We start from the raw sequence: 22,623 nt of genomic DNA on the forward strand, positions 1-22,623 counted from the left end.
TCGAACTTGGAGATAACCACTTGCGATACCCAGCAATAGACATTACCAGAGGTATTTTAGTCGTTGTTATGGCGCTCGATCACACTCGAGATTTCTGGACGGCCATCCAGTTTGACCCCCTCGACCTATCCCAAACCTCTGTGATGCTATTTCTTACCCGCTGGATCACACATATTTGCGCCCCTGGTTTTATTTTTTTAACCGGGCTAAGTGCCTATTTACATGGTAAAAAGTTAAACTCCAAGCAGGAACTCTCTCAGTTTTTGCTGGTAAGGGGCCTGGTACTAATCCTCCTGGAGCTTACATTAGTTAATCTTTCCTGGCAGTTTGATTACAACTATGCCTTTGTTCAGGTTATATGGGCGCTGGGGCTATCAATGATACTACTAGCAGGCCTGATTTACCTCCCCAATAAGTTGACCCTTATAGCCTGCCTGGCCTTAGTTGGATTGCATGGCTATATAAACGATAATTACATACGCCAACTACTGGGAAGTTACGAGTGGATATGGATCCTGGCTCATGTTCGCAGCGGATTCAGGCTATTTGAGTTTGATACCGGAATTTTCGCCGCCTACAATATCATCCCTCTATTTGCCCTTATGTACCTAGGGTATGCATCTGGCACTCTATATGAACTGGAGGCAAAAAAAAGGGTACACTTTCTCCTAATGGCAGCAGCAGTACTAGCGATCCTATTCTTTAGTTCAAGGTTTATTGGCTTTGGGGACCCCCATGTCTGGAATCCTGATGAAGGTATTCTCGGCTTTATCAATACTTCCAAATATCCAATGTCATTTAACTATATAGTAATGACTATGTGTATAGTATTACTAACAATGGCATTAGTAGAAAACAGAAAAAACAAGGTATTAAATATATTTCTTATGTTCGGCCAGGCATCACTCTTTTTCTATCTCTTACATGTACCGATTATCAATTTAGCCGCTCACCTTTGGACATATCTGGAATTTGGAGTTGCAACCAACTTCTTCAATGGCACTAAAGTATGGCCAGAAGGCTATGAGCCAAACCTGGCGCGAACCTACTTATTCTGGATTGTACTTATCGGCACATTGTATTATCCGTGTAAGAAGTACCTAAAAAAGAAAAAAGAGAGCAACTCGGTAATCTATTCATACGTATAGATTAGCTGAGGATCAGTAGCCAGAAGCTGGTACAAAACTGGATCGTTCTGCGATCCAGTTGAGATATTTTTGAGGTCTGAGAAAAAATGAAATATAGGTTGCAGGCGGCTATAAACTAATAATCCTTTTTCCACTGCAACTCTACACTGCCAGAACCACTATCTCCATCATCTGCGGTTTTGAACTCCAAGTTTAGGTTCTCACGCAATTCTATTTGCATTTCCGCCTGCCAGGGGCTCAGCGGATCGGTGCTGCGTTGCAACTCTACATAAATCCGATTGGTAATATATTTACCCAAACTAAGGGCATATTCTTCGCCCTCATCTCCTTCCTCCTGCTCAATATTAAGGGTATCGAGACGCAGCAATTCACGGGTTTTTGCTACCGGATCGAGCACGGCACGACCGGTTTGTAGGCTACGCACCACGCTCACCAGACGTACGGCTTGTAGCGGTGAAATATCTGAAAGAGACTTGCCAAATAGTAATTGCGCTAAAATTTCATCCTGAGAGGCTGAAGGATCTGAGCTGAAAGTAATATCCAGGTCAGTTGCAGAGCCTGAAATATTTGCTGTGATTTCACCATCGCGATAGCTATAAACACCCTCGACAAACACTGCCACTTCATTATTTTCGAAGCGAATCTCTCCCTCCTGAAGATTAAACTTCTTACCTAGCAGGTCAAAACTGCCGCGCACGATAGTCAGCTCACCTGAGGCTTCCGGTTTGGCCGCAGTTCCGTGAATATCCACTTGACCGCGCAACTGCGAGTTAAGTCCAAGTCCGCGCACATAGGACTGCTGATCCAGAATCACCTCGACTCCCAAACTGATCTTGCTAAGCAGCAGCGGTGCACGCTCCACCTGTGGGCCATCCACCTGGACCTCCACTACTTGAATTTCCGGAACCGTGCTGCCAATCCACTGCTCAATTTGTACTGCCAATGGTCGCAGGGTAAAACGACCGGTGATTTGCGCATCCTCAGTCGAACCCGACAGGGTAGCTTCTCCAGAGATTGCACCGCGTACTCCCGGAGTATTCAGTAAGTGTGCCCTATTCAGATTTAAGCTTAAGCTCATCTGTGGCGGTGCCTGCTCGGGAAAAAACACGGCCCCTCCCAAACTAATCGTACCGCCATCAACAACTGTGGCACTGCCTCTTTCGACAAGCCACTTTCCCGGGGTCAAGCGTGTATAAAAATCAATATTGGTAATACGGGTGTGGCTTGGGCGGTGCTCATAGCTTGCTCCACTCAGTTCTATCCCACCAACAAGGTGAGGCTCACCCAAAGTGCCGACACCATCCGCTGAGAAACTCAGCAAACCGCGCATTACATGTATCCTGGGGTCAATAAATTCAGCAACGACAGACAGATCTGCGGAACCACTGCTCACCAGCTGTAGAGGAATATCGCTCACAGACCCCGCTGAACTATCAGAAAACAACCGTTCAAAAATGGGAGAAATCAATAACTTGGCACTGCTATCTATTGCACGGCGACCATCGTGCTCAGCCACGAGAGATACCTGCAATTCCCCACCTTCGGTATGCCATTCAAGCACTGTTGAGAGAGGCTGCACCTGCACACGCCCTTGCTCACGGCCGGGCGTATAACCACTGATTCGCAATTCCCCTTCAAGCTGTGGCTGGCGCGGGCTGCCAGTAATACTTGAGTACAAAACGACATCACCCTGCTCAGGTGTATTAAACGGTAACTCTCGTGAGAGATCTTCCAGTGAGGCCCTGCCCTGCAGCTGCAGATCCAGCCGCTGCTCGTTGAGACTACCGTGGGCCCACAACTGGTTGCGCCCCGCCCACAGAAATTCCAGCCCGTCCACAACCAGACTCTTATCCGCATAATCAAGCACTCCCTGCAACTGCCAGGGTTCATGGCGATAGCCACCCTGGGCCAACACACTGGCGCGTACTTCAGGGTTGGTAAGTGCTCCCTTGATCTCGCCATCCAGGCTAAGCTCGCCTTCCAGGGTCTTGGGTAGCGGCAACCCTAACACCTCGAACAGGGGTAGCGGCAGGTTGCGCGCACTCACCCCCAGCTCAAGCCGACCCAGCTTTGGCTCAAGTGCTCCCTCAGCTTCAATCAGTGCAATTCCCTCGCGCCCCAGGCGCTGGGCTTCCTTTGCAAGTTCGGTGAGACGGCTCGCATTTTGCTCGGGCTGACTCGCCCCTTTTTGCATACTCGGGATAGTGGTCGGTGACTGGGGGCCGCGGAATTGCCCCATGTCGAAATGGTCTATGGATCCGTTGGCATATAACTCCACACGCAACCCTTGCAGATTAATCTTTTCGAGGTCGCCGCTGGCATCACCCTTCAGGTTGTATCGGTATTCGTGAACCAGGCCATCGGATTCCAGGCTAGTATTCAGGCGCGGATTGGACCAGGGACCTTCCACACCAACCTGCCCCTGCAGGCCCAAGCTAACACCCTTAGCTGAAGCGAGACCGAGATCTTCACTTGGGTTGAGATTGCGAATATCTACCTGCAGCTGCAAGTTCAGTGCTTCAGACTCAATATCTACAGTGCCACCGCCAAGGATATTTAACTTGTCCCCCACCAGGGAAAAATCCGTAATGGTTAGCCCCTTCAAGTTTCCATTGACTCGGGCTGTCAACTCATTCTGTAAATTTCGGTAAACCGATACAGCACTCAAATCTCCCTGCAAATCCGGGTTATCCCAAGGTCCCTGTGCGGTTAGCTGTAATTGGTGCAGAGTACCGGAAAAGTCATCAGGGATTTTCAGCTGCTCTGTTTGCGGGAGGGAAAATAGAAGGCGGCGAATCTCCTCAACTCCCAGCTCCTGCACGGCCGCACTCATATCCAGGGTTTTATTTTCAGTATCTATACTGCCCGCGGTACGCATCTGTGCCCCAGCAAATTCCAGCCACAGGGACTCCAGGTGAATCATTCCCTGTATGGTATTTACCTCGCCTATCAGCTCCAGGGGCTGCTCCCGATAACTACTGTTCAGTTTTACCTGGCCAGAGATATCGGGCAGCGGTAATGTGCCGGAAACTGTTAAGCCAGCACTGAACCAACCGCTGTGCAAGACATTTTGCCAAGGGCGGGAAAGTGTAATAGGTAAGCGATTGAGATGAAGCTCTGCGCTGATATTGTCAGCGCTAATATTGCCAGACAAGGTGCTGCGTTTACCATCCACTTGTAACCAGATGCCATCGGTATGCACCCGCCAGGGAAACAAATCAAAAACCAAACTGCCTGTCAGCGCCAGTTTGTGCTGGGAAAAAGGTGTGGAAAGAGACTCAATATCAACCTGTATCTGTTTATCGCGACGGCGTAGGGAAATTTTTCCTCGCGCATCCAGCCCCTGCCCCTGAGGTAAATGCAACTGCCGCCCAACAAATCCCTGTGCTTTTTCACTGGCAGAGAAATCCAAAACAAATCGCCCGGGCTGACGCTCGCGCCCATCGGCAATAAACTGCAAATCACCACCACTTAATTCGCGAATTTCCAGCTGCAATTGGGTGGGCTGCCCCTCCCACCGGTAGAGGCTGTTGCCATACACAGAGATCGCAGGGATATCGGTTATCTTACTGCTGATCAATTGCAATCGCTCAAGCCGTAGCTCCCCAAGGCGGAACCTAGGTACTAAGGTTTCCCAAGTGGTGGCTTCTCTATTACCAGCCTCTTCCTGTAAATCCTGAGCGGTTTTCTCTTCCGCTCGAGCCAGGGATTTCAGTAGTTCATCGAGTACATCAATATTTAATAGAAAGTCCTTGACTACAACTCGATCAATATTGACAGGATTACTGGAAAAACTTTGCAGCTCCAATTCCAGTTGATAACCCTCCGCCAGGGTATTGCTCTCAAAATCTACCCGAAGACGCTCGAAAAACCATGCGCCGAGGCGCTCACTACCAATTCCCTCCGCCTCAATAGAGAGGCCGTCTATCACCTGCTCCGCCCCATAAAAAGCTGTGCGAGTAAGACTTACCCGCCCCTGTTCAGTACCCAAGAAATAAATCAATGAAAGTACAATCAGTAAGCACAGGCCGGTTAGAAGCGATCCCCCAGCACCAAAGGATCGCCACAGACCACGCAGGAGAGCACCCAGCGCCCGGGCCAAACCCATTGCAAATGCGTTCAACCTGGCCATCAGAAAGCCTGCCCCAGGCTGATATAGACCTGGTAACGATCATCCACACCATCGCGGCGATCCAGGGGAAAGGCGAGATCGAAACGAATGGGGGCAAAAGAGGTGATATAGCGCACACCAAAACCTGTGCCCCAAAAAAGGTCTGAAAAGTTAGGGCTCGGATCTTCGTAGGCATTGCCACCATCAAGGAATAAGACCCCACCCCAGGTATCCGTAAAACGAAAGCGCCCCTCAATAGAAACCTCACTGAGACCGCGTCCACCTATTGAGTCGGACAGGGTTTCCTCGCCGTCCTCATTAATTTCAACAATACGCGGCCCCAACTCCTGGTAGCCATATCCACGCACCGAACCGCCGCCCCCCGCATAAAAGCGCTCATCCGCAGGAAGTTCCAGGTTGGCCGCACCGGTAATAGCCCCCGCTTTAATACGCAAGGCCAGTGTGGGTTCGTAGCGCATAGACTCTGCCGTTTTATAAGCAGTCAGTTGCAGGATATTTTTTACAAAGGACGTACTGTTTTTGTTTAAGTCCAGATAGGGCTTAATTTCCAATGCGGTGGTAGCCCCACGACGAGCATCTAGTGGTTTATCTGTAGTATTCAGTTTAAAACCAAGGGGAAATGCCAGCAGATGATAGTTCTCATCCGGATCCCCATCCTCCACAGCACCATCCACTTTTTCATCCACACGGCTGAATTTGAGTTCAGCCCCTGCGCTAATAGTACGGTGCTTGCTCAATTTTCGCGATACCAGCCCCTTGAGAGTCAATGCTTTGGAGCGATAAGAATCTACATCTTCACCGGTAAGGGCCACGCTCGCGGTAAAGCGCTGCTTGTCCCTAAAGAAGCGCGGTATGGTCAGTTTGCTCTCTAAAGTCTGCTTGACTTTGTTTACCTTGCTTTCAACTTCCAACTTTTCACCGCGATGAAAAATATTGCGATGCTCCCAACTGGCGGACACACCGGGGCCCTCATCAGAGGTGTATCCCACCCCCAATGTAACTGTACGGTGGTTTCGTTCTTGCACAATAAATATGACATCCACCAAGCCGTTATAGGGTTCCGATACCTGATGAGTCACATTGGAAATTAAATTCGTGCGCAATAATCGCAACTGGGCTGCATCCAATTTGCTGCGGCTGAAACAGTCTCCAGGACTAATATTCAACTTGCTGCGCAAGTAGTCTTCTTCAATTGAGGTAGCGCCGAGAATTTGTACATCGCCCACCATTACCTCCGGGCTCGGCGCTACACGGTACACCAGGCGAGCAGCGGCCTCCTGGTGGATCACTGTAGCTTGGTAGGTAACATCGACATTGAGCAGACAGGCATTATTGTTGAGGTACGTGGTTATCTTCTGCACGCCTTCGAGTACCTCATCGGCCTGAAGCGGGTCGCCAACTGAGATAGGCAAGCCGGGAAAGCCCGCACGCAGTTCTACAGGCATTTCAATATCCAGACTTTTGATCAGGTACTGTGGGCCTGGTACAACCTGGTAAACAATTTCATTGCTCAGTACAGACTCTCGTACAGTAGCGTCATAGTACCCCTCCGAACGCAGCAATTTTGCGAGGTTGCCGCGTTCGTAGTGGGCTACATCCTGTGGGTCTTCATAGCTCTCAAGGGCGCTGCTGTTCTTGCGAAGTTCATTGAGTTCTTTACTCAATTTTTCTTGCAGCTGGGAATCACCTTGTACATACAATGAAAAGCTAGGTAATTTGGAGAAAAAAGGGATAGCTATTGCCTGCTGCAGAGGCAGCAATGCAAAACCGATAAGCAGGGAGATAAAGAGAGTTCGCAAAATATTAATCCGTTGACCGCAGCGGCTACTCCGCGCACTTCCAGGTATCCATTCCCTTCACATACGATTTTGCCCCAGAACTGGTAATGTCCAGGTGAAGTTTGCCGGCGAAAAGCAAAGCAATTGATAGCTTCACATTGCATCAATCGCCGGCCAGGAATAAACAAGTAGCTTATGGCTGGGAGCTGAGATTGCCAAGTAACGGATTACAATCCTGAATTATCACTCGCCCTTCGAGAATATTTCCCTTGGAGTATTCAGTAAAAATACATTGATTGGTTTTGGGGTCGTAGTTCTCAATCCAGAGATTGTCCTCTTTCCAGGTGGCGCCAATATGTCGGTAACCATCGGGCACGGAAATACGCATCACCCCACCGAAGCGTTTTACAAAGACCTGTTCGTAGTGGAAGTAATACGCCAACCAACCCGCAAAGAAGAAAACTGCGGCCGCAATAGCGCCAATTTTCAAGCTGCCCATACGGCTGCCAACAAAAAGGGAGAGAATGACCAGGGCGATAACCGCCGCCCAATAGAGATAAGTAACCATACCTGTTCTTCTGCCTTGAATTTATTGGTATTACTATATGGCAAGGGTAGCGCAGAACGCGGGTAAACAAAATGACGCCCGCCTACGTACCCTTCCCCCTTAATTAATAGCTTCAGTCCTCAGCCAGAGCCGGCAGGTTTTCGAACTGTGCCAGAGCCTCAGGGTTAGCAAGGGCTTCCTTATTCTTGACCAACTTGCCGTGCACCACATTACGCACTGCCAACTCGACAATTTTTCCGCTAATAGTACGCGGAATATCCGCCACCTGAATTACCTTGGCCGGTACATGACGCGGGGTAGTGTTAGCGCGAATAGTGGAGCGGATTTTCTGCACCAAATCCTCATCCAGTTCCACTCCCTCACGAAGCACAACAAAGAGCACCACGCGTACATCATCCCGCCACTGCTGGCCGATGCAGATACTATCGAGCACTTCCTCCACCTTCTCCACCTGGCGGTAAATCTCGGCGGTGCCGATGCGTACGCCACCGGGATTCAGTACCGCATCGGAGCGACCATAAATAATCACCCCCCCATGGGAGGTAATTTCCGCATAGTCACCGTGCGCCCAAACGCCCGGCCAGTTTTCAAAATATGCACTGTTATATTTTGTCCCATCGGGGTCATTCCAGAAGCCGATCGGCATACAGGGGAAGGATTTGGCGCACACCAGCTCCCCTTTCGCTGCAGTTACTGGTTTACCATCGTCATTCCAGACCTCCACAGCCATACCCAAGCCGCGGCACTGAAGTTCTCCCGCATAAACCGGCAAAGTCGGGTTACCCAGGGCGAAGCATGAAATAATATCGGTGCCGCCGGAAATAGAAGACAGGCACAAGTCTTTCTTTATGTCTCGGTAAACATAGCGGAAGCCTTCATGGGCCAGTGGCGAGCCGGTAGACAGCACCGCGCGCAGCTTCTCCAGTTTGTGGCTTTCCCGAGGCTTACAGCCGCTCTTCTCCAGGGCGGCAATATACTTGGCGCTGGTGCCGAATACGCTAATGCCTTCCTCATCTGCCATATCCCATAGGCCCCTGGCCTCTGGATAGAAGGGAGAGCCATCAAACAGCACCAGAGTTGCACCGCAAGCCAGGCCACTTACCAGCCAGTTCCACATCATCCAGCCGCAGGTGGTGAAGTAGAACAGGGAATCCTCACGACGCAAGTCGCAATGTAGGCGATGCTCCTTCAGATGTTGGAGTAAGGTACCACCCACCCCGTGCACTATGCACTTCGGCACTCCAGTGGTACCCGAAGAGTACATGATATACAGGGGGTGATCGAATGCGGTCTGGGCAAAGGTAAGTTCGCGCTTGGGCGCTGCAGCTTCGAACTCCGACAGTAACACCACTTTATCCAGCGGTTCTGCCGCTAGTACTTGAGCCGTTTCCTCTTGAGAGCGGGCGACAGGTACCACCACCAGCTTCTCAATAGAATCGATACGGGCCACTATCTCACGCAGGCGCGGCAGCGAGTCGATCACTTTGCCGTTATAGAGATAGCCCTCGCAGGCAAATAGCACTTTCGGCTCCACTTGGCCGAAACGGTCAAACACACCATTAATGCCAAAGTCCGGCGAACAGGAAGTCCAGATAGCACCGAGGCTAGTAGTTGCCAACATGGCCACTACGGTATCGATCACATTTGGCATAAAGCCAGCCACACGATCCCCTTTGGACACGCCCTGATTGGCCAGGGCTGAAGCCAAGCGCTCTACCCGGTCGTACAGCTGCGCGTAACTGAGCTGGCGGCGGCTACCATTCTCCAGGCGCTCAACCAAAGCCGCCTTATCGTCGCGGTAGCGCAGCAGGTTCTCAGCAAAATTAAGTTGTGCACCGGGGAACCACTCAGCACCCGGCATACTGTCGTGGCCCAAGATCTCTTCTCCGCGCACACCAGCTTCTACTTCGCAGAAATCCCACAAATCGCTCCAGAAGTCCTCGCGCTCTTCAACAGACCACTGGTATAGCGCGTTGTAGTTTTCCAGCTGTAGCTGGTGTTTCTCATTAACCAGCCGGCGAAACTCATCCATTTGGGTTGAGGCTATGGCCTTTGGGCTCGGTTGCCAAAGGGGTTGTGCATTGTCCTTCATCTCAACAGACCTTGTAGGTTCATTATTCTCGGTGATTGTTTGACCTTCGCCAGGGCGAAAGCGGCAATCATGCCTTGCCCGACGACTTTAAACTATTTTAATCTTTCGATGGTTTCTTTAATAAAATTTAACATTCCCTGAAGTATCTGGAGCCCCAGTGAGCGCTACTATTAAACAACTTCGTGCCTTCGTTGTCGTAGCGCGCAGCCGCAGCTTGGCGCAGGCCAGTGCCCAGTTACACTCTTCCCAGCCGGCGCTCTCTATAGCCATCCGTAATCTGGAAGAAGCCACCGGAGGCCCCCTATTCAGTCGCGATGGTCGCCAACTGGTCTTGACCCCAGAAGGACGCGAGTTCCTGGTTCGTGCGGAACAACTGCTTAATAGCTGGGACCAATCACTGGATGCTATACAGCAGCGCTTCCGCCTGGAACGCGGCCAGCTACGGCTGGCGGTTATCCCCGCTTTTGCCTTAAACCGGGTACCCTCTCTATTGGCTGACTTCCACCAGAAGTTTCCCCAAATCAATATTGTGCTGGAAGATGTGGTTATGGAACGGGTTGTAGAGGCGGTGCAGGAGGGACGCGCGGAATTGGGTATCAGTTTTCGCCCGGATGAACTGGGCGGAATGGAGTTTGTGCCCTTTGAACGCGATCGTTTTATCGCAGTAGTGCCCAAAGAGCACATATTGGCGGAAAAAAAGACAATACGCTGGCGCGACTTGGCCACTCACCCTTTTATATCGATGAACCGTGGATCAGCGGTAAGGCGCTGGACGGATACTGCCTTTAACCAGTGTGGGAAAGCCGCTCAATATGTTTGTGAAGCCAACCAACTAAGCACTATCGGGCAGCTGATCAGGACAGGCTTGGGAGTCAGTGCCGTACCAAGTCTTTGTGAGGCACAAATGCGAGAGCATGGTTTAACCTGTCTGCCTCTCTCCGCTCCGGCGGTGACACAGGAAGTTGGCACGCTGCTCAAAAGCCGCGGCAACCTCTCTGCACCCGCCGGTGCTTTCCTGGAGTTGCTCACCGAGCAGTAAGCACCGCAGGAACAGTAACTTGCCCAGAGGGCCAGCCACTACTTGCTGCTGGTGGCGCGCAGCATCCAGGCAGTTTTTTCATGGACACTCATACGATCGGATACCAGGGCAATAGTCGATTCATCCTCTCCCTTTTGCGCAGCTTTTAATACATCGCGGCAAGTTTTAATCACTTGCTCATGGCCCTTGGTGAGAATTTTCACCATATCCTCGGCTGCGGGAATTTCCACAACTTCTTTAATAGAGCTCAACTGCCCAAAAGCCTGGTAGGTGCCTGGCGCAGAAACCCCCAAGGTGCGAATCCGCTCGGCAATATCATCTACCGCGGTGGCCAGCTCGTTATACTGCTCTTCAAACATCAGGTGCAGTTCACGAAAAAATGGCCCGGTAACATTCCAATGGAAGTTGTGCGTTTGCAGGTACAGAGTGTAACTATCCGCCAGCAAGTGCTTGAGACCACCAGCGATCTTTTCCCTATCTTTTTCGCTAATACCAATATCGATTTTTTTCATTAAACAAATCCTTCTTCCAATACTTTTGTCACCGAAGTGGTTGTGATGCCATTCTGATAGCTTTAAAGATTTCTCACAAGCTATCGGGTTGATAGCTTATCTATATAGCCGAGCCAAGTTTATAAGACACTAAAAAGGCAAACATATTTATCCAGGCAACTAACTCGAAATATACCTTGAGTCTGGCGGAACCCTGCTCTAGAGCAACTGTAGGTCTAAAGTAAAAAGATAATTATTACGCCAAAAAAGGAGCAAAAATAAAGCATATTGGCTATGCATATGCTCATATTGCCAGCCCTGTATAAATCTACTGAAAGAAAAATTTAAGAGGAAACAAAGTTGCTAGGTATTACAAACCGGGCAATTACTATGGCTCGGCAGCTGCAAAGTTTGCAGAGCTAAGCTTTCCGTCTCGATTAAGTGCAATTTATTCAAGCTCGATACCGGCAACCCTACCAAGTACTTTATGGCCTCCAGAGCCTGCATACTGCCAACTACACCCAGCGCAGGACCGATCACACCTGCTGTAGAGCAGTTCTGGACTTCAGCCTGCTCCTGGGGCGGAAACAGGCAGGCATAACAGGGACCTTTTCCTTCAGAAAAATCAAAACTAATCAGCTGGCCGGAAAACCCCTGCACCGATGCCATTACCACCAGACATCCTGCCTGATAACAAACCCGGTTGATCGTATGGCGGATTTCCAGGTTATCGGTGCAGTCCAACACCAGATCCACCTGTTTTACCTGCTCACGCAGCCAGGATTCATTCGCCATTTGGCTGTGGGGGTGAATGCGAATAGTTGGATTGGCCGCAGCCAATTGTTGTGCAGCCACCATGGCTTTGGATTTTCCCTGGTGATTGGTTTTGTACAAAACCTGGCGCTGTAAATTGGAGAGATCGATATGATCACCATCCACCAGGTGCAGCTCTCCAATACCGGCTGCGGCTAGATACATCGCTGCCGGGCTGCCGAGCCCACCTAAGCCAACAATCAGAATTCGCGCAGAAGACAGCTTTTTCTGTCCCTCTTCACCCACCTGGGGCAACATTATCTGGCGACTGTAACGCTGTAATTCCTTACTACTTAACATGGCTCTACTTCCGCATGCTTACCTTTCAACAGGACATTAAAATCGGCAACCGTCTGCTTGTAGTCTTCCGCTTTAGTAACAGCGCTGACCACGGCGATACTGCCAACGCCGCTAGCGATAACCTCACTGGCCCGCTGCATATTAATACCACCAATTGCCACGAGTGGATAATCGGGCAATAGTGCTGCCATTCGCGCAAGTTTCTGCACGCCCTGCAACTGATCCGACATATCCTTGGTGTTGGTCGCATAAATTGCACCAATCGCCAGGTAGCTGGGGCGATAACGGTAGGCCAATAGTAATTCATAGAAGCCGTGGGTACTGATACCCAGCTTCAATCCTGCCGCTTGAATTGCCCTCAGATCAGCAGACTGCAAATCCTCCTGGCCCAAATGCACACCGTAGGCGCCGCACTCAATCGCCAACTGCCAGTAATCATTGATGAACAGGCGCAGGTTATACGTCCTGCCAATAGCCACTGCACGCTCAATCTGTGCGCGCAGGTCCCCACCCGGATTCTTTATTCGCAGCTGTAAAGTACGCACCCCCAGCTCGGCCAAGCGCTGCAACCACTCCACTGTATCCACAACCGGATATAAACCCAATGCTTGAGAGTCTGTTTGGGCAAACCCTTGAACAAGAGGCTGGGCCGCACCAAAACCATAATCCAGCGCACGCTCTTCTCCCGGCACTAAAATCTCCGGGAAGTCGATTAAATCCAGGGGCCAGCCACAGTGGCCTACAGGGCCGGCACCAGCGCCGATGTGTGTATTATTTCCCCGGCACAAGCCCCGCTGAACATAGGCTTTACCCACGACGCAGGCATCTCGCAACGGATAGCCCAAGGCGCGGCAGGCGGCAATAGCGGAGGACAGAGTGCAGCCTGTGCCATGTGTGCCTGTACTGGACACTTCCCGGCCAATAATCCAATCGGCCTTTTCACCATCCCACAGTAAGTCGGAAACTTCTCCCGCACGCAATTGGGTATGGCCGCCGGTAACTAAAATTGCAGTACCGCCCTGGGCGTGCAACTGACGCGCAGCTTGCACAATAGATTCCGCACCCGTGACACTGGCTCCAGTAAGCCATTCCAATTCATGTAAATTGGGAGTGACCAGATCACACTGTGGCATCAACTGAGCCAACACCGTTGCGGTAATATTCCCTTCGGTGAGCCCGGCTCCGTTGGTGGCAACAGCAACCGGGTCGTATATAACCGGAACCGGCTGCACCGCTTTCAGCTGGCGCAGGAAATCTGCCACCGCAACAACTTGTTCAGCATTCGCTAGCAGACCGATTTTAATTGCGGCAGGAAATAGATCCCGCTGTAAGGCCCGCAATTGTGAAGCCAAGACCTCTAGGGAAACTGCATTAATTGCAGTGACTTCCACCGTATTCTGCGCGGTATTGGCCGTGATAGCACTGCAACCATGGCAGCCGAGATCGGCAAAAGTCAGCAGGTCCGCCTGAATGCCGGCGCCACCGCCGGAGTCACTGCCGGCAATGGTCCAGACAATTGGCTTTTTCGATTGAAGTTGATCGCGCATAAAAATACTAATCCTGCAATATGCTCTCTGCCTGCTGCCAGAACGGCATATCCAGGGTGGGGGTGCTGGGGCTGGCAGTTTGACGCCTGAGCATCAAGCCGGCATTAAAGGCGGCGCGCCCGGATTCCACAGCCAGTTTAAAAGCATTAGCCATCAGTACCGGATCCTGGGCTTTTGCAATCGCGGTATTCAATAACACCGCATCAAAGCCCATCTCCAGTGCTTCTGCCGCCTGTGATGGCGCACCGATTCCGGCGTCAATAATGAGCGGTACATCACTCAGGCGCTCGCGCAGTGTTTGCAGGTTATATTTATTGAGCAGGCCCTGCCCGGTACCGATGGGAGCCCCCCAGGGCATTAATACCTCGCAACCCACATCCAAAAGTTTTCGACACAACACCAGGTCATCTGTGCAATAAGGCAAAACCTTGAAGCCTAACTGAATTAATTCCCGCGCAGCTTCTACCAGGCCAAAGGGGTCTGGCTGCAAATTGTAATCATCACCAATCACTTCCAGCTTGAGCCAATCGGTCTGGAAAATTTCCTGGGACATTTTTGCCAGCTCCACCGCTTCTCGCGGCGATTTACAACCGGCGGTATTGGGCAACAGCTGACAGCCGGACTCGCGAATATAATCCCAAAATCTATTGTCCTGCTGCTGTGCCGGATTTTGCCGGCGCAGGGACAAAGTAATAATTTCCGAAGCTGAGGCTTGCACGGATTCGCGCATAATCGCAGGGGATGGATACAGGGCGGTGCCCACCAAAAGCCGGCTGTTAAATGCCTTTCCGTACAGTGTTAGTAGATCGCTCACCTTTACCCCCCCACTACCGGAGCAACAATATCCAGGCTATCGCCGTTATTTATCTGTGTATTGCTATATTCCGTACGGGGAATAAATCCACCGTTGATCGCAACGGCAAATGTTTCTCCGCGATAGCCGAGCTGCTGTAAAAGCACAGAGAGTTTTAGCGGGGATTCAAGGCTCTGAGTTTCCCCATTAATTAATACCTGCATCAAACCACCTGTAACAGTTGTTGTGCCACTTGACTCTCCACTTGCTCCACTACTGCCGGCGCTAAAAGATAACCGTGACGGTAAAGGCCATTCACCCGAATCAGGCCATCCTCGCTGTGGATATAAGGCATATTATCCATAGTGGCGGGGCGACAATTTACGCGGGTCTCAACAATACGAGCCTCGGCAAAAGCCGGGTTGAGGGAGTAAAGCGCGGAAGACAATTCCATACTGGAGCGGACGGAAATGGGCGACTGGTCTTCGCTCTCAATTTCTGTGGCGCCGATTACAGTGCGTCCATCGCTGCGTGGTACAGCGTAGAGCTTATAGCGTGGGTGGAGCAGGCGCACTGGACGCTGCAAAACCACTTCCCGGGATTCCACCACCATCACCTCACCACGGACACCGCGTAAGCCTTCAATCTGCCCCTTGGCACCGAGACCACGGCAGTCGATCACGCAATCAAATTCTTCGCGCTCCGAGTTCACAGAGATATACCCGGCTTCGCAATTTACCTTGCTGTGCTCTCGCAGAGAGACTGCACCTCGGTGCAATACGCTGAGTAACCCGGGCAATAGGCGGTGATTATTGATATCCGCCTCACCCCGCAGGTAAAGCCCCTGCTCAAAGCCGTGTAAGGAGGGCTCTAATTTCGCTAAAGTATTGCTATCGAGTGGTTGCACCTGCTCCCTGGCAGATTCACCCAACTTGCCCTGTAACTCCCGCAGGAATTGCAACAGCTCACTTCTATCCTTGCCGTGAGCAACCAGCACTGAGCCCGCCCTGCGGTATTCCACGTCCTGCCCGCTCTGCTCCTTCAGCTGCCGGGCCCACTCAGGCCAAAGCTCAAGGCTTTTCAGCCCCAGGTTGTAAACCTGTTTATCGCTGTGCACTAATTCCGATAGTGGTGAGATCATTCCCGCTGCCGCCCAGCAGGCTCCCCCGACTGGTGCCGACAAATCACCCGCTTCAAACAGGGTGATATCCAGTTCCCGTTGGCAGAGCCGCCAGGCGAGCAAGCGACCTAACAGGCCGCCACCGGCAATAGCTACTTTGGCTTTGGTTTCGCTTGTCACAGACCACCTATCTTCGCAAATCCAAATCGACACCCGGCGATAAACTCTGTGCACTCGCCGTACTTTTGCTATCCGATTCTTGGGGGAGAGGATTCTCCCCCAAAATACTCATCAGCCCTTGTGATAAATCTCGCTGCCCATGTCCTTAAATTTAATCGACATTTCCTCCATGCCCTGTGCCGCTTCCTGCTTGGCCGCATAATCGCGCACATCCTGGGTGATTTTCATGGAGCAGAATTTTGGGCCGCACATGGAGCAGAAGTGAGCTACCTTGCCGGATTCCTTTGGCAAGGTTTCATCGTGATAGGTGCGTGCCCGCTCCGGGTCCAAGCCGAGATTGAACTGGTCTTCCCAACGGAATTCAAAGCGGGCTTTTGACAGGGCGTCATCGCGCTTCTGTGCCCGCGGATGCCCTTTGGCCAAGTCTGCGGCATGAGCCGCAATCTTATAGGCCATAAGGCCCTCTTTAACATCCTCTTTATTGGGTAGGCCCAGGTGCTCTTTGGGGGTCACATAGCAGAGCATGGCGCAGCCGTAGGTGCCGATAAGTGCAGCGCCGATGCCGGAAGTAATGTGGTCGTAGCCGGGAGCAATATCCGTGGTCAACGGACCTAGAGTGTAGAAAGGTGCGCCGTGGCAGTGCTTTAGCTGCTCATCCATATTTTCTTTGATCTTATGGATAGCCACATGGCCGGGGCCTTCGATCATGGTCTGAACATCGTGCTTCCAGGCAATTTCAGTCAGCTCGCCAAGCGTGTGCAGCTCGCCAAACTGGGCTTCATCGTTAGCATCCGCAATTGAGCCCGGGCGCAGGCCATCACCGAGACTAAAGCTCACATCGTAAGCCTTCATAATCTCGCAGATTTCCTCGAAGTGGGTGTAGAGGAAATTCTCTTGGTGATGGGCGAGGCACCATTTGGCCATAATGGAACCACCGCGAGAAACAATCCCGGTCATACGTTTGGCAGTGAGCGGCACATAGCGCAAAAGCACGCCAGCATGAATAGTGAAGTAATCCACCCCCTGCTCTGCCTGCTCAATCAAGGTATCGCGGAACACATCCCAGTTAAGTTCTTCGGCGATTCCGTCTACTTTCTCCAGCGCCTGGTAAATTGGCACAGTACCGATGGGCACTGGCGAGTTGCGCAGAATCCACTCGCGGGTTTCGTGGATATTGGCGCCGGTAGACAGATCCATCACTGTGTCCGCGCCCCACTTGGTAGACCAAACCAGTTTCTCTACTTCCTCTTCAATGGAAGAAGTCACAGCAGAATTACCAATATTTGCATTCACCTTGCACAGGAAGTTGCGCCCGATAATCATCGGCTCCACTTCCGGGTGATTAATATTCGCCGGGATAATTGCCCGCCCTTCTGCAACTTCCCGGCGCACAAATTCCGGCGTGATTTGCTCGGGGATGTAAATACCATCACGTGCCTTCTGGTATTCACTTTCACTCATTTCCGCTGCCAACTTGGCTCGCCCCATATTTTCGCGCACTGCGATAAATTCCATCTCTGGGGTAATAATGCCGCGGCGGGCATAGTGCATCTGCGATACATTCTGTCCCGGTTTGGCCCGGCGAGGGCCGGGAAGGTTTTCAAAGCGGATATGATCCAGCCCCTGGTCCGCCATACGCTTCTGGCTGTAGGCCGCTTGGCGAGAGTCCAGCAGTTCAGTATCTCTGCGGCCCTCTATCCAGCCCTGGCGCAATTTGGGCAGCCCTTCCCGTACATCCACTTTAAAATTGGGTTCAGAATAGGGGCCCGAAGTGTCGTAAATAGTGAGGGGCTCATTGGGTTCAAACACCGGATTCTCTGCATCCCCGCCTACCAGACTATCTCCCAAACAGATCTGGCGGGCACCAACCTGGATGTCGGGAGTTTCACCGGGCAAATACACCTTGCTCGAGTTAGGGAAAGACTGAACTGTAAGATTCTCAAGAAATTCTTTAGCGGAATCGCGACTGGCAGCGCGGGAGGACTTTCCGGCTTTACCGGATTGTTCAATGATCTCAGACATGCGTAACCTTAAAACTTGGGAATTTAAAGGTCGCAGCATCCAGGGCACATACAAAGAGAAAAGACGCCAAACTGTAAAAAAACAGGCGACTTCAGATCTTGTTCCCTACGCGGGGGTTACCCCGATCAGGTTCAACGGATCTCGCATCAGCGATCTCAGCCCACAGGCACTCCGACAAGTAGAGCGCAGTATAGTGGAAGCTAACAGATATGAACAGAAGGTCACCCGGGCGGATAAATATCATCGCATAGATCTTTAATAGAAGTGGCCTTGCAGAAAGAAATGTTACAGACGACAAAACCCCAACCCACTTCAACTTATTAAACTCTGACTAATTAGTCGGAAGCATTCACTTCTCTCCCTTTTCCACTCCGACCTACACTCCACTGGTTCACCGATGCAGTACCAAAAAAATAATTATCTACGACGAAAGTCGGTGTGGGAGAAAACACAATGTGGAATAAATATGGAGTAGTAATAACCCTGGCTTTGTGCGTTTTGTCGATACAGCCAGCAATGGCAGCCCCCTCCAAGTCGGTCGCCGCGGGTGACAGTATTACCATGGCATTCGGAGCGGACTGTACCCGCAATAAGTATTTCTGGGATCTTTTCTGTCTCCTTGGTGGAGACCAACCAGAGCACTCCTGGTTTGATGGTGATGACAATTCAGTTGAAAGTATTCATGACAAGTATAAAGTTAATTCACCAAATATGGCCGCTAATAAAAATGCGGCGGAATCTGGAGCGGAAATGCTCAGTGGTGGAGACAATTTCTCTACTCAAGCCGACCGGATTCTTTCGCAGAATAATGTAGCTGACCACGTAGAAGTAGTTTTAGGCGGTAATGATATCTGTAACCGCGAGTGTGTAGATCCGGCGAATTGTGATGATCCACTTTACACTGATAGTGAATGGCGCTCTGCAATTCGCGCGGGGTTAGACAAACTGGTCGAAGGCCTGCCCAATGGCTCTACTATTCTTCTCGGTTCGGTACCCCGTGTACAAGACCTGCGCGCAGCAGGGTTGGAAAAGCAAGCCGGAAACTCTCGGGTAGACTGTGAAAGTGTCTGGTCTACCTTTGGTATCTGCCGAATTGCTACCAATGGCGGTACTATGAATGGAGAGGATTTTACCACTCGCTACAACGGTATTAGCGCAGCCCAACGTCGATATAACGAAATACTTGCCGAGGAGGCAGAAAGCTATAATGGCACCAATGGCGTTGAAGTAATAGCCGAGTACACTGGTGAAGGTGAGGTAAATGCCGGTACTTTCCAATTTGGTAAGGACGATATTGATGGCGGTGACTGCTTCCATCCCAGTGTCCAAGGCCAGAATATAGTGGCTGATCTTTTGTGGCAAGGCAATACAGATAAGTAATTAAGTTCAAATTTTACTGCTCGGTGGATATAGAGCCTGTTGCTTTTTTAGATTGTTGTTACAGCAGGCTCATTTCTTATTTCTGTTATTCTTTCTCGCTATCCGGCTCTTCTTCAAAGTATCCTAACTCTTCAACAACGTACTGTAATCGATGTGGCAATCCCTTACGCATGAATGCCACATCAATTATCTTTCCGCTGGTCAGCGCATCCCATAGGGCATTTTGACCACTATGAACCCAGCTATCATTAACCCTCAGCAATACATCATTTTCCTGAAAGCCTAATGCAGTAAAGAATTCATTATCAGCAACGCCTTCCAGTCGCATCAGGTGATACCCTTCGACTTCCAGTTCTGCCTCTGTAAACTTAGACTCCAGGATTTCACGCTCCTCCAATTGTCTACTCAACCATTCCTGCCCCAGGGTAAGCACTCCAGATGGAGAGATTAGCTGACGGGTTCCAGGTCCCATCGGTTGTTCAATACGACGCTTAAGTTTCTCACTATGTATATATGACTGGGTCAATAAAATATCAGTGCCCTCTTCACCTTCAAGGGGAAGTTTCGCCAATCCCTCATTGCTCTCAATGACGGCAAACTTGGAATAGAGCCGCAGCAGCGAGACTCCCTCTAAAAGCGCTTGTCCCAAAGTGAAATATTGAGCCGTTGCCCCATTCACTTCAATTAATGCTTTTGATCTATTTTTGACACTCGACTCGCTAATCCCAAGCAGTCGAAGCGGCAATTTAGTTAAGGGTAAATTTCGCTCATTGATATTATTGCTATCTTTCTGGACAGCTTCATCTTTTGGGTTTATTCCCAAAGAATACAATTCCTTTTCAATCCAGAAAGAATACTGTTCAAAAGTGCGAGGTCCCTTTAGGTATAAGCCGTTGATAAAAACTACGGGTACATTTTTTAGTCCAAGAGCAATGGCTAGTTTTTGGTCTTCAAGCACCTGAGATCTATATAGCCCGTCAGCTCTACAACGATCAAACTGTGAACTATCCATTTGAAGCTGTTTAGCCAAGCGTACGTATTCGTTTTTATTAACGCTTGGAGCCAGAGTATATAATGCATCATGGTACTCCCAAAACTTGCTTTGCTCTGCTGCACAACGTGTTACAGCTGCAGCCATTACACCCTCTCTATGAAACTTCAAAGGAAAATCGAAATTAACCTGCCTTATCCATTCCTGATACTCAACCATTAAGCGCCTAAACACAGGCTGAGTGGATTTACAATGTGGCGACTGAAAAGAACAAAATACTGCGATGGTGACAGGCGCCCGGGGATTTCCTCGAATATTTCGTGCACTATAAGTCAGCTCGATACGAGGCGGCTGTGGAAAAGGTAATAATATCTCGATATCAGCTCTACCCTCCCCCGTACTACCTATTAATTCATGAAGCTTATTTAATCGTAACTCGTATTGCATTTCAGCTATATCATATAGAGCAAATTGAAGCTCGCTATCCAGTGCCTCAATGCTAATTTCATGCTTACCTACCCGAGCTGCAATCTCTCGATGCTTCGTTTTTTCATAACCTAAAGGAAAATCAGAAAACTTTGAATAACCACTAAAAATAGTGAAAGTGGTCAAAGCTCCCAAGACTACATAAAGAAACTTAAGCTTCCACATGGTTTATATCCTCATGGTGTTTTATCTATGTTACCAGGGAAGATATTTTCTAGCCTTACTTGGTAGAATTTCTAAGAAATAATTTATAGAAGTGGGAACTAAGCTTACCTTTTGGCACCGCATTCAGCAGAAATTTAACATCCCATATTTACGATGCAATGGTCTTTAATAGTCAATACTGTTAGAATTAAAGTGAAGGAACGCTATAATCGATACTTTGCATATCGACTTTATATATAAATATAAAGTAATGAATGACATCTAGTGAAAATTGAAAACATAAGAGATAAATCTTATAAATTCAAAACAACAGCCCCTAAAAGCCATTTAATGAAAGTAAAATCGTCCTGACAGAATAATGCTCTTTTAATATAACTTTTAAAAGAGCACCTGATTCACTATCTGATTTAAATCGAATTAGTTTTTATTGTTTGTAGCAGTATCTTTTTCCTTATAGGTGGTTCCCACCATCGAAATACAGTTTGGGCAGCCAGAATACCCCTTACCATAGGATGTTCCCCCTCCTGTTCCGAGTTGCTGGTGCTCTATAACAATCACATGCCCCCCTAACTGTGCCGCTTGATTCTTCAAATCAGTTCGGCATTGCTTTATATTAGTGATTGCTGATCGTGCATTAAATCCAAAGTTACAAGCAACCTCACCAACTTCATAATATTTATCAAGATCAGAAATAGATATCTGTTGCACAATTTGTATATCTCTTCCTGCATCTGTTAATTCCACAGTTGCACAAGAAGATAGCAGCATAATTAAAGCAATTATTAAAAATCTCACCCTACCTGGCATAAAGCCCCCTTGACCCTATTTATTATTTTCAAAATGATTATTACTCCATAGCGACTGAAATAGTCAGTTACAGCCCACATGTTACTTATTGTATTCCAGTTAAGTATTATCTTTTAGTGAAGCTAATCAAGTAATTTGAAGCCTAAAAATAGATAAACACAACCCACATCCGGACTTTACGGCCTTTCCCAGAGTGCGGAATCATAATTTAGGTCTTTATTTGTTTTTTTCACACATAAAAAAAGGGCCACCCATTGGGTGGCCCTTTCGGATTAGAAGCCTGACGATGACCTACTCTCACATGGGGAAGCCCCACACTACCATCGGCGATGTTGCGTTTCACTTCTGAGTTCGGCAAGGGATCAGGTGGTTCCACAACTCTATTGTCGTCAGGCAAACTGGCTTGGGTTGGCGCTGGTCTTATAAGCAATGTGCTTGGCCTGCCGCGTTATCGCTGTTTGCCTCGGTCATGTTGTTGACCGGCGATAACCCCAAATAAGTCGGTAAAACAATCTGTAGTAATACACCGCAAGCGATCGTATGTCTCTAACTCACAATCCGCTAGCTTAGCTAGTCGTTAGTAACCATCTCTGTTGTATGGTCAAGCCGCACGGGCAATTAGTACTGGTTAGCTCAACGCCTCACAACGCTTCCACACCCAGCCTATCAACGTGGTAGTCTTCCACGGCCCTTTAGGGGAATCAAGTTCCCAGGGAGATCTTATCTTGAAGGAGGCTTCCCGCTTAGATGCTTTCAGCGGTTATCCCGTCC

At 49.7% G+C, this 22,623-nt stretch carries 16 protein-coding genes, 2 rRNA genes and 1 riboswitch; of the genes, 3 read left to right on the forward strand and 15 right to left on the reverse strand.

Going from position 1 to position 22,623, the window contains the following annotated elements; translation table 11 throughout:
• The first annotated feature begins 20 nt into the window (after nucleotides 1–20).
• On the forward strand, nucleotides 21–1,148 hold the full coding sequence (locus tag G367_RS0113005; RefSeq protein ID WP_157533500.1) for an acetyltransferase domain-containing protein: 1,128 nt from the start codon (nucleotides 21–23) through the stop codon (nucleotides 1,146–1,148).
• A gap of 115 nt (nucleotides 1,149–1,263) precedes the next feature.
• Here G367_RS0113005 and G367_RS0113010 read toward each other — a convergent pair whose 3' ends face one another.
• From G367_RS0113010 to G367_RS0113025, 4 genes are all read right to left on the reverse strand, one after another.
• Nucleotides 1,264–5,280, reverse strand: a complete 4,017-nt coding sequence (locus G367_RS0113010) for a translocation/assembly module TamB domain-containing protein (protein ID WP_020413573.1) — start codon at nucleotides 5,278–5,280, stop codon at nucleotides 1,264–1,266.
• Nucleotides 5,280–7,079 (reverse strand): autotransporter assembly complex protein TamA, encoded by a 1,800-nt coding sequence (locus G367_RS0113015; RefSeq protein WP_020413574.1) that lies wholly within the window; start codon nucleotides 7,077–7,079, stop codon nucleotides 5,280–5,282. The genes G367_RS0113010 and G367_RS0113015 overlap by 1 nt, the downstream gene beginning before the upstream one ends.
• Before the next feature lie 172 nt (nucleotides 7,080–7,251).
• Nucleotides 7,252–7,626 carry a hypothetical protein gene (locus G367_RS0113020; protein ID WP_020413575.1) on the reverse strand — a complete coding sequence of 125 codons (375 nt, stop codon included), beginning with the start codon at nucleotides 7,624–7,626 and terminating at the stop codon, nucleotides 7,252–7,254.
• Between the two features lie 112 nt (nucleotides 7,627–7,738).
• On the reverse strand, nucleotides 7,739–9,718 hold the full coding sequence (locus tag G367_RS0113025) for an acetoacetate--CoA ligase (protein ID WP_083922734.1): 1,980 nt from the start codon (nucleotides 9,716–9,718) through the stop codon (nucleotides 7,739–7,741).
• Nucleotides 9,719–9,875: 157 nt separating this feature from the next.
• Between G367_RS0113025 and G367_RS0113030 the strand changes: the two genes are divergently transcribed.
• On the forward strand, nucleotides 9,876–10,757 hold the full coding sequence (locus tag G367_RS0113030; RefSeq protein WP_020413577.1) for a LysR family transcriptional regulator: 882 nt from the start codon (nucleotides 9,876–9,878) through the stop codon (nucleotides 10,755–10,757).
• 38 nt (nucleotides 10,758–10,795) lie between these two features.
• Here the strand turns inward: G367_RS0113030 and G367_RS0113035 are convergent, their stop codons facing one another.
• From G367_RS0113035 to thiC, 7 genes are all read right to left on the reverse strand, one after another.
• Nucleotides 10,796–11,269, reverse strand: a complete 474-nt coding sequence (locus G367_RS0113035) for a Dps family protein (protein WP_020413578.1) — start codon at nucleotides 11,267–11,269, stop codon at nucleotides 10,796–10,798.
• Nucleotides 11,270–11,611: 342 nt separating this feature from the next.
• Nucleotides 11,612–12,361: a HesA/MoeB/ThiF family protein gene (locus G367_RS0113040; protein ID WP_020413579.1), complete on the reverse strand. Its 750-nt coding sequence runs from the start codon at nucleotides 12,359–12,361 to the stop codon at nucleotides 11,612–11,614.
• On the reverse strand, nucleotides 12,355–13,908 hold the full coding sequence (gene thiE, locus G367_RS0113045) for a thiamine phosphate synthase (RefSeq protein ID WP_020413580.1): 1,554 nt from the start codon (nucleotides 13,906–13,908) through the stop codon (nucleotides 12,355–12,357). Before thiE ends, G367_RS0113040 begins: the two co-directional genes overlap by 7 nt.
• Before the next feature lie 7 nt (nucleotides 13,909–13,915).
• Complete coding sequence (locus G367_RS0113050) at nucleotides 13,916–14,722, reverse strand: thiazole synthase (RefSeq protein ID WP_020413581.1); 807 nt, start codon at nucleotides 14,720–14,722, stop codon at nucleotides 13,916–13,918.
• 2 nt (nucleotides 14,723–14,724) lie between these two features.
• A complete protein-coding gene (gene thiS / locus G367_RS0113055; protein ID WP_020413582.1) occupies nucleotides 14,725–14,925 on the reverse strand; it encodes a sulfur carrier protein ThiS in 201 nt (66 codons plus the stop codon).
• Nucleotides 14,925–16,001, reverse strand: coding sequence for a glycine oxidase ThiO (thiO, locus tag G367_RS0113060; RefSeq protein ID WP_020413583.1), 1,077 nt, complete (start codon nucleotides 15,999–16,001; stop codon nucleotides 14,925–14,927). The genes thiS and thiO overlap by 1 nt, the downstream gene beginning before the upstream one ends.
• Nucleotides 16,002–16,112: 111 nt before the next feature.
• Nucleotides 16,113–18,023, reverse strand: coding sequence for a phosphomethylpyrimidine synthase ThiC (gene thiC / locus G367_RS0113065; RefSeq protein WP_020413584.1), 1,911 nt, complete (start codon nucleotides 18,021–18,023; stop codon nucleotides 16,113–16,115).
• Nucleotides 18,024–18,108: 85 nt separating this feature from the next.
• Nucleotides 18,109–18,207: riboswitch (TPP riboswitch) on the reverse strand.
• Between the two features lie 269 nt (nucleotides 18,208–18,476).
• On the opposite strand from thiC, the gene G367_RS0113075 reads away from it, so the two are divergent.
• A complete protein-coding gene (locus G367_RS0113075; RefSeq protein WP_020413586.1) occupies nucleotides 18,477–19,403 on the forward strand; it encodes an SGNH/GDSL hydrolase family protein in 927 nt (308 codons plus the stop codon).
• Between the two features lie 85 nt (nucleotides 19,404–19,488).
• On the opposite strand, the gene G367_RS0113080 is transcribed toward G367_RS0113075, so the two are convergent.
• The 4 genes from G367_RS0113080 to G367_RS0113095 form a co-directional block, all read right to left on the reverse strand.
• Complete coding sequence (locus G367_RS0113080) at nucleotides 19,489–21,045, reverse strand: thioredoxin domain-containing protein (RefSeq protein WP_020413587.1); 1,557 nt, start codon at nucleotides 21,043–21,045, stop codon at nucleotides 19,489–19,491.
• A gap of 417 nt (nucleotides 21,046–21,462) precedes the next feature.
• Nucleotides 21,463–21,852: a hypothetical protein gene (locus G367_RS0113085; RefSeq protein ID WP_020413588.1), complete on the reverse strand. Its 390-nt coding sequence runs from the start codon at nucleotides 21,850–21,852 to the stop codon at nucleotides 21,463–21,465.
• A 278-nt stretch (nucleotides 21,853–22,130) separates the two neighbouring features.
• A 5S ribosomal RNA gene (rrf, locus tag G367_RS0113090) occupies nucleotides 22,131–22,246 on the reverse strand.
• 203 nt (nucleotides 22,247–22,449) lie between these two features.
• Nucleotides 22,450–22,623, reverse strand: a 23S ribosomal RNA gene (locus tag G367_RS0113095); the annotation flags it as partial.

It is taken from the genome of Microbulbifer variabilis ATCC 700307 (assembly GCF_000380565.1).
Lineage (GTDB): Bacteria > Pseudomonadota > Gammaproteobacteria > Pseudomonadales > Cellvibrionaceae > Microbulbifer > Microbulbifer variabilis.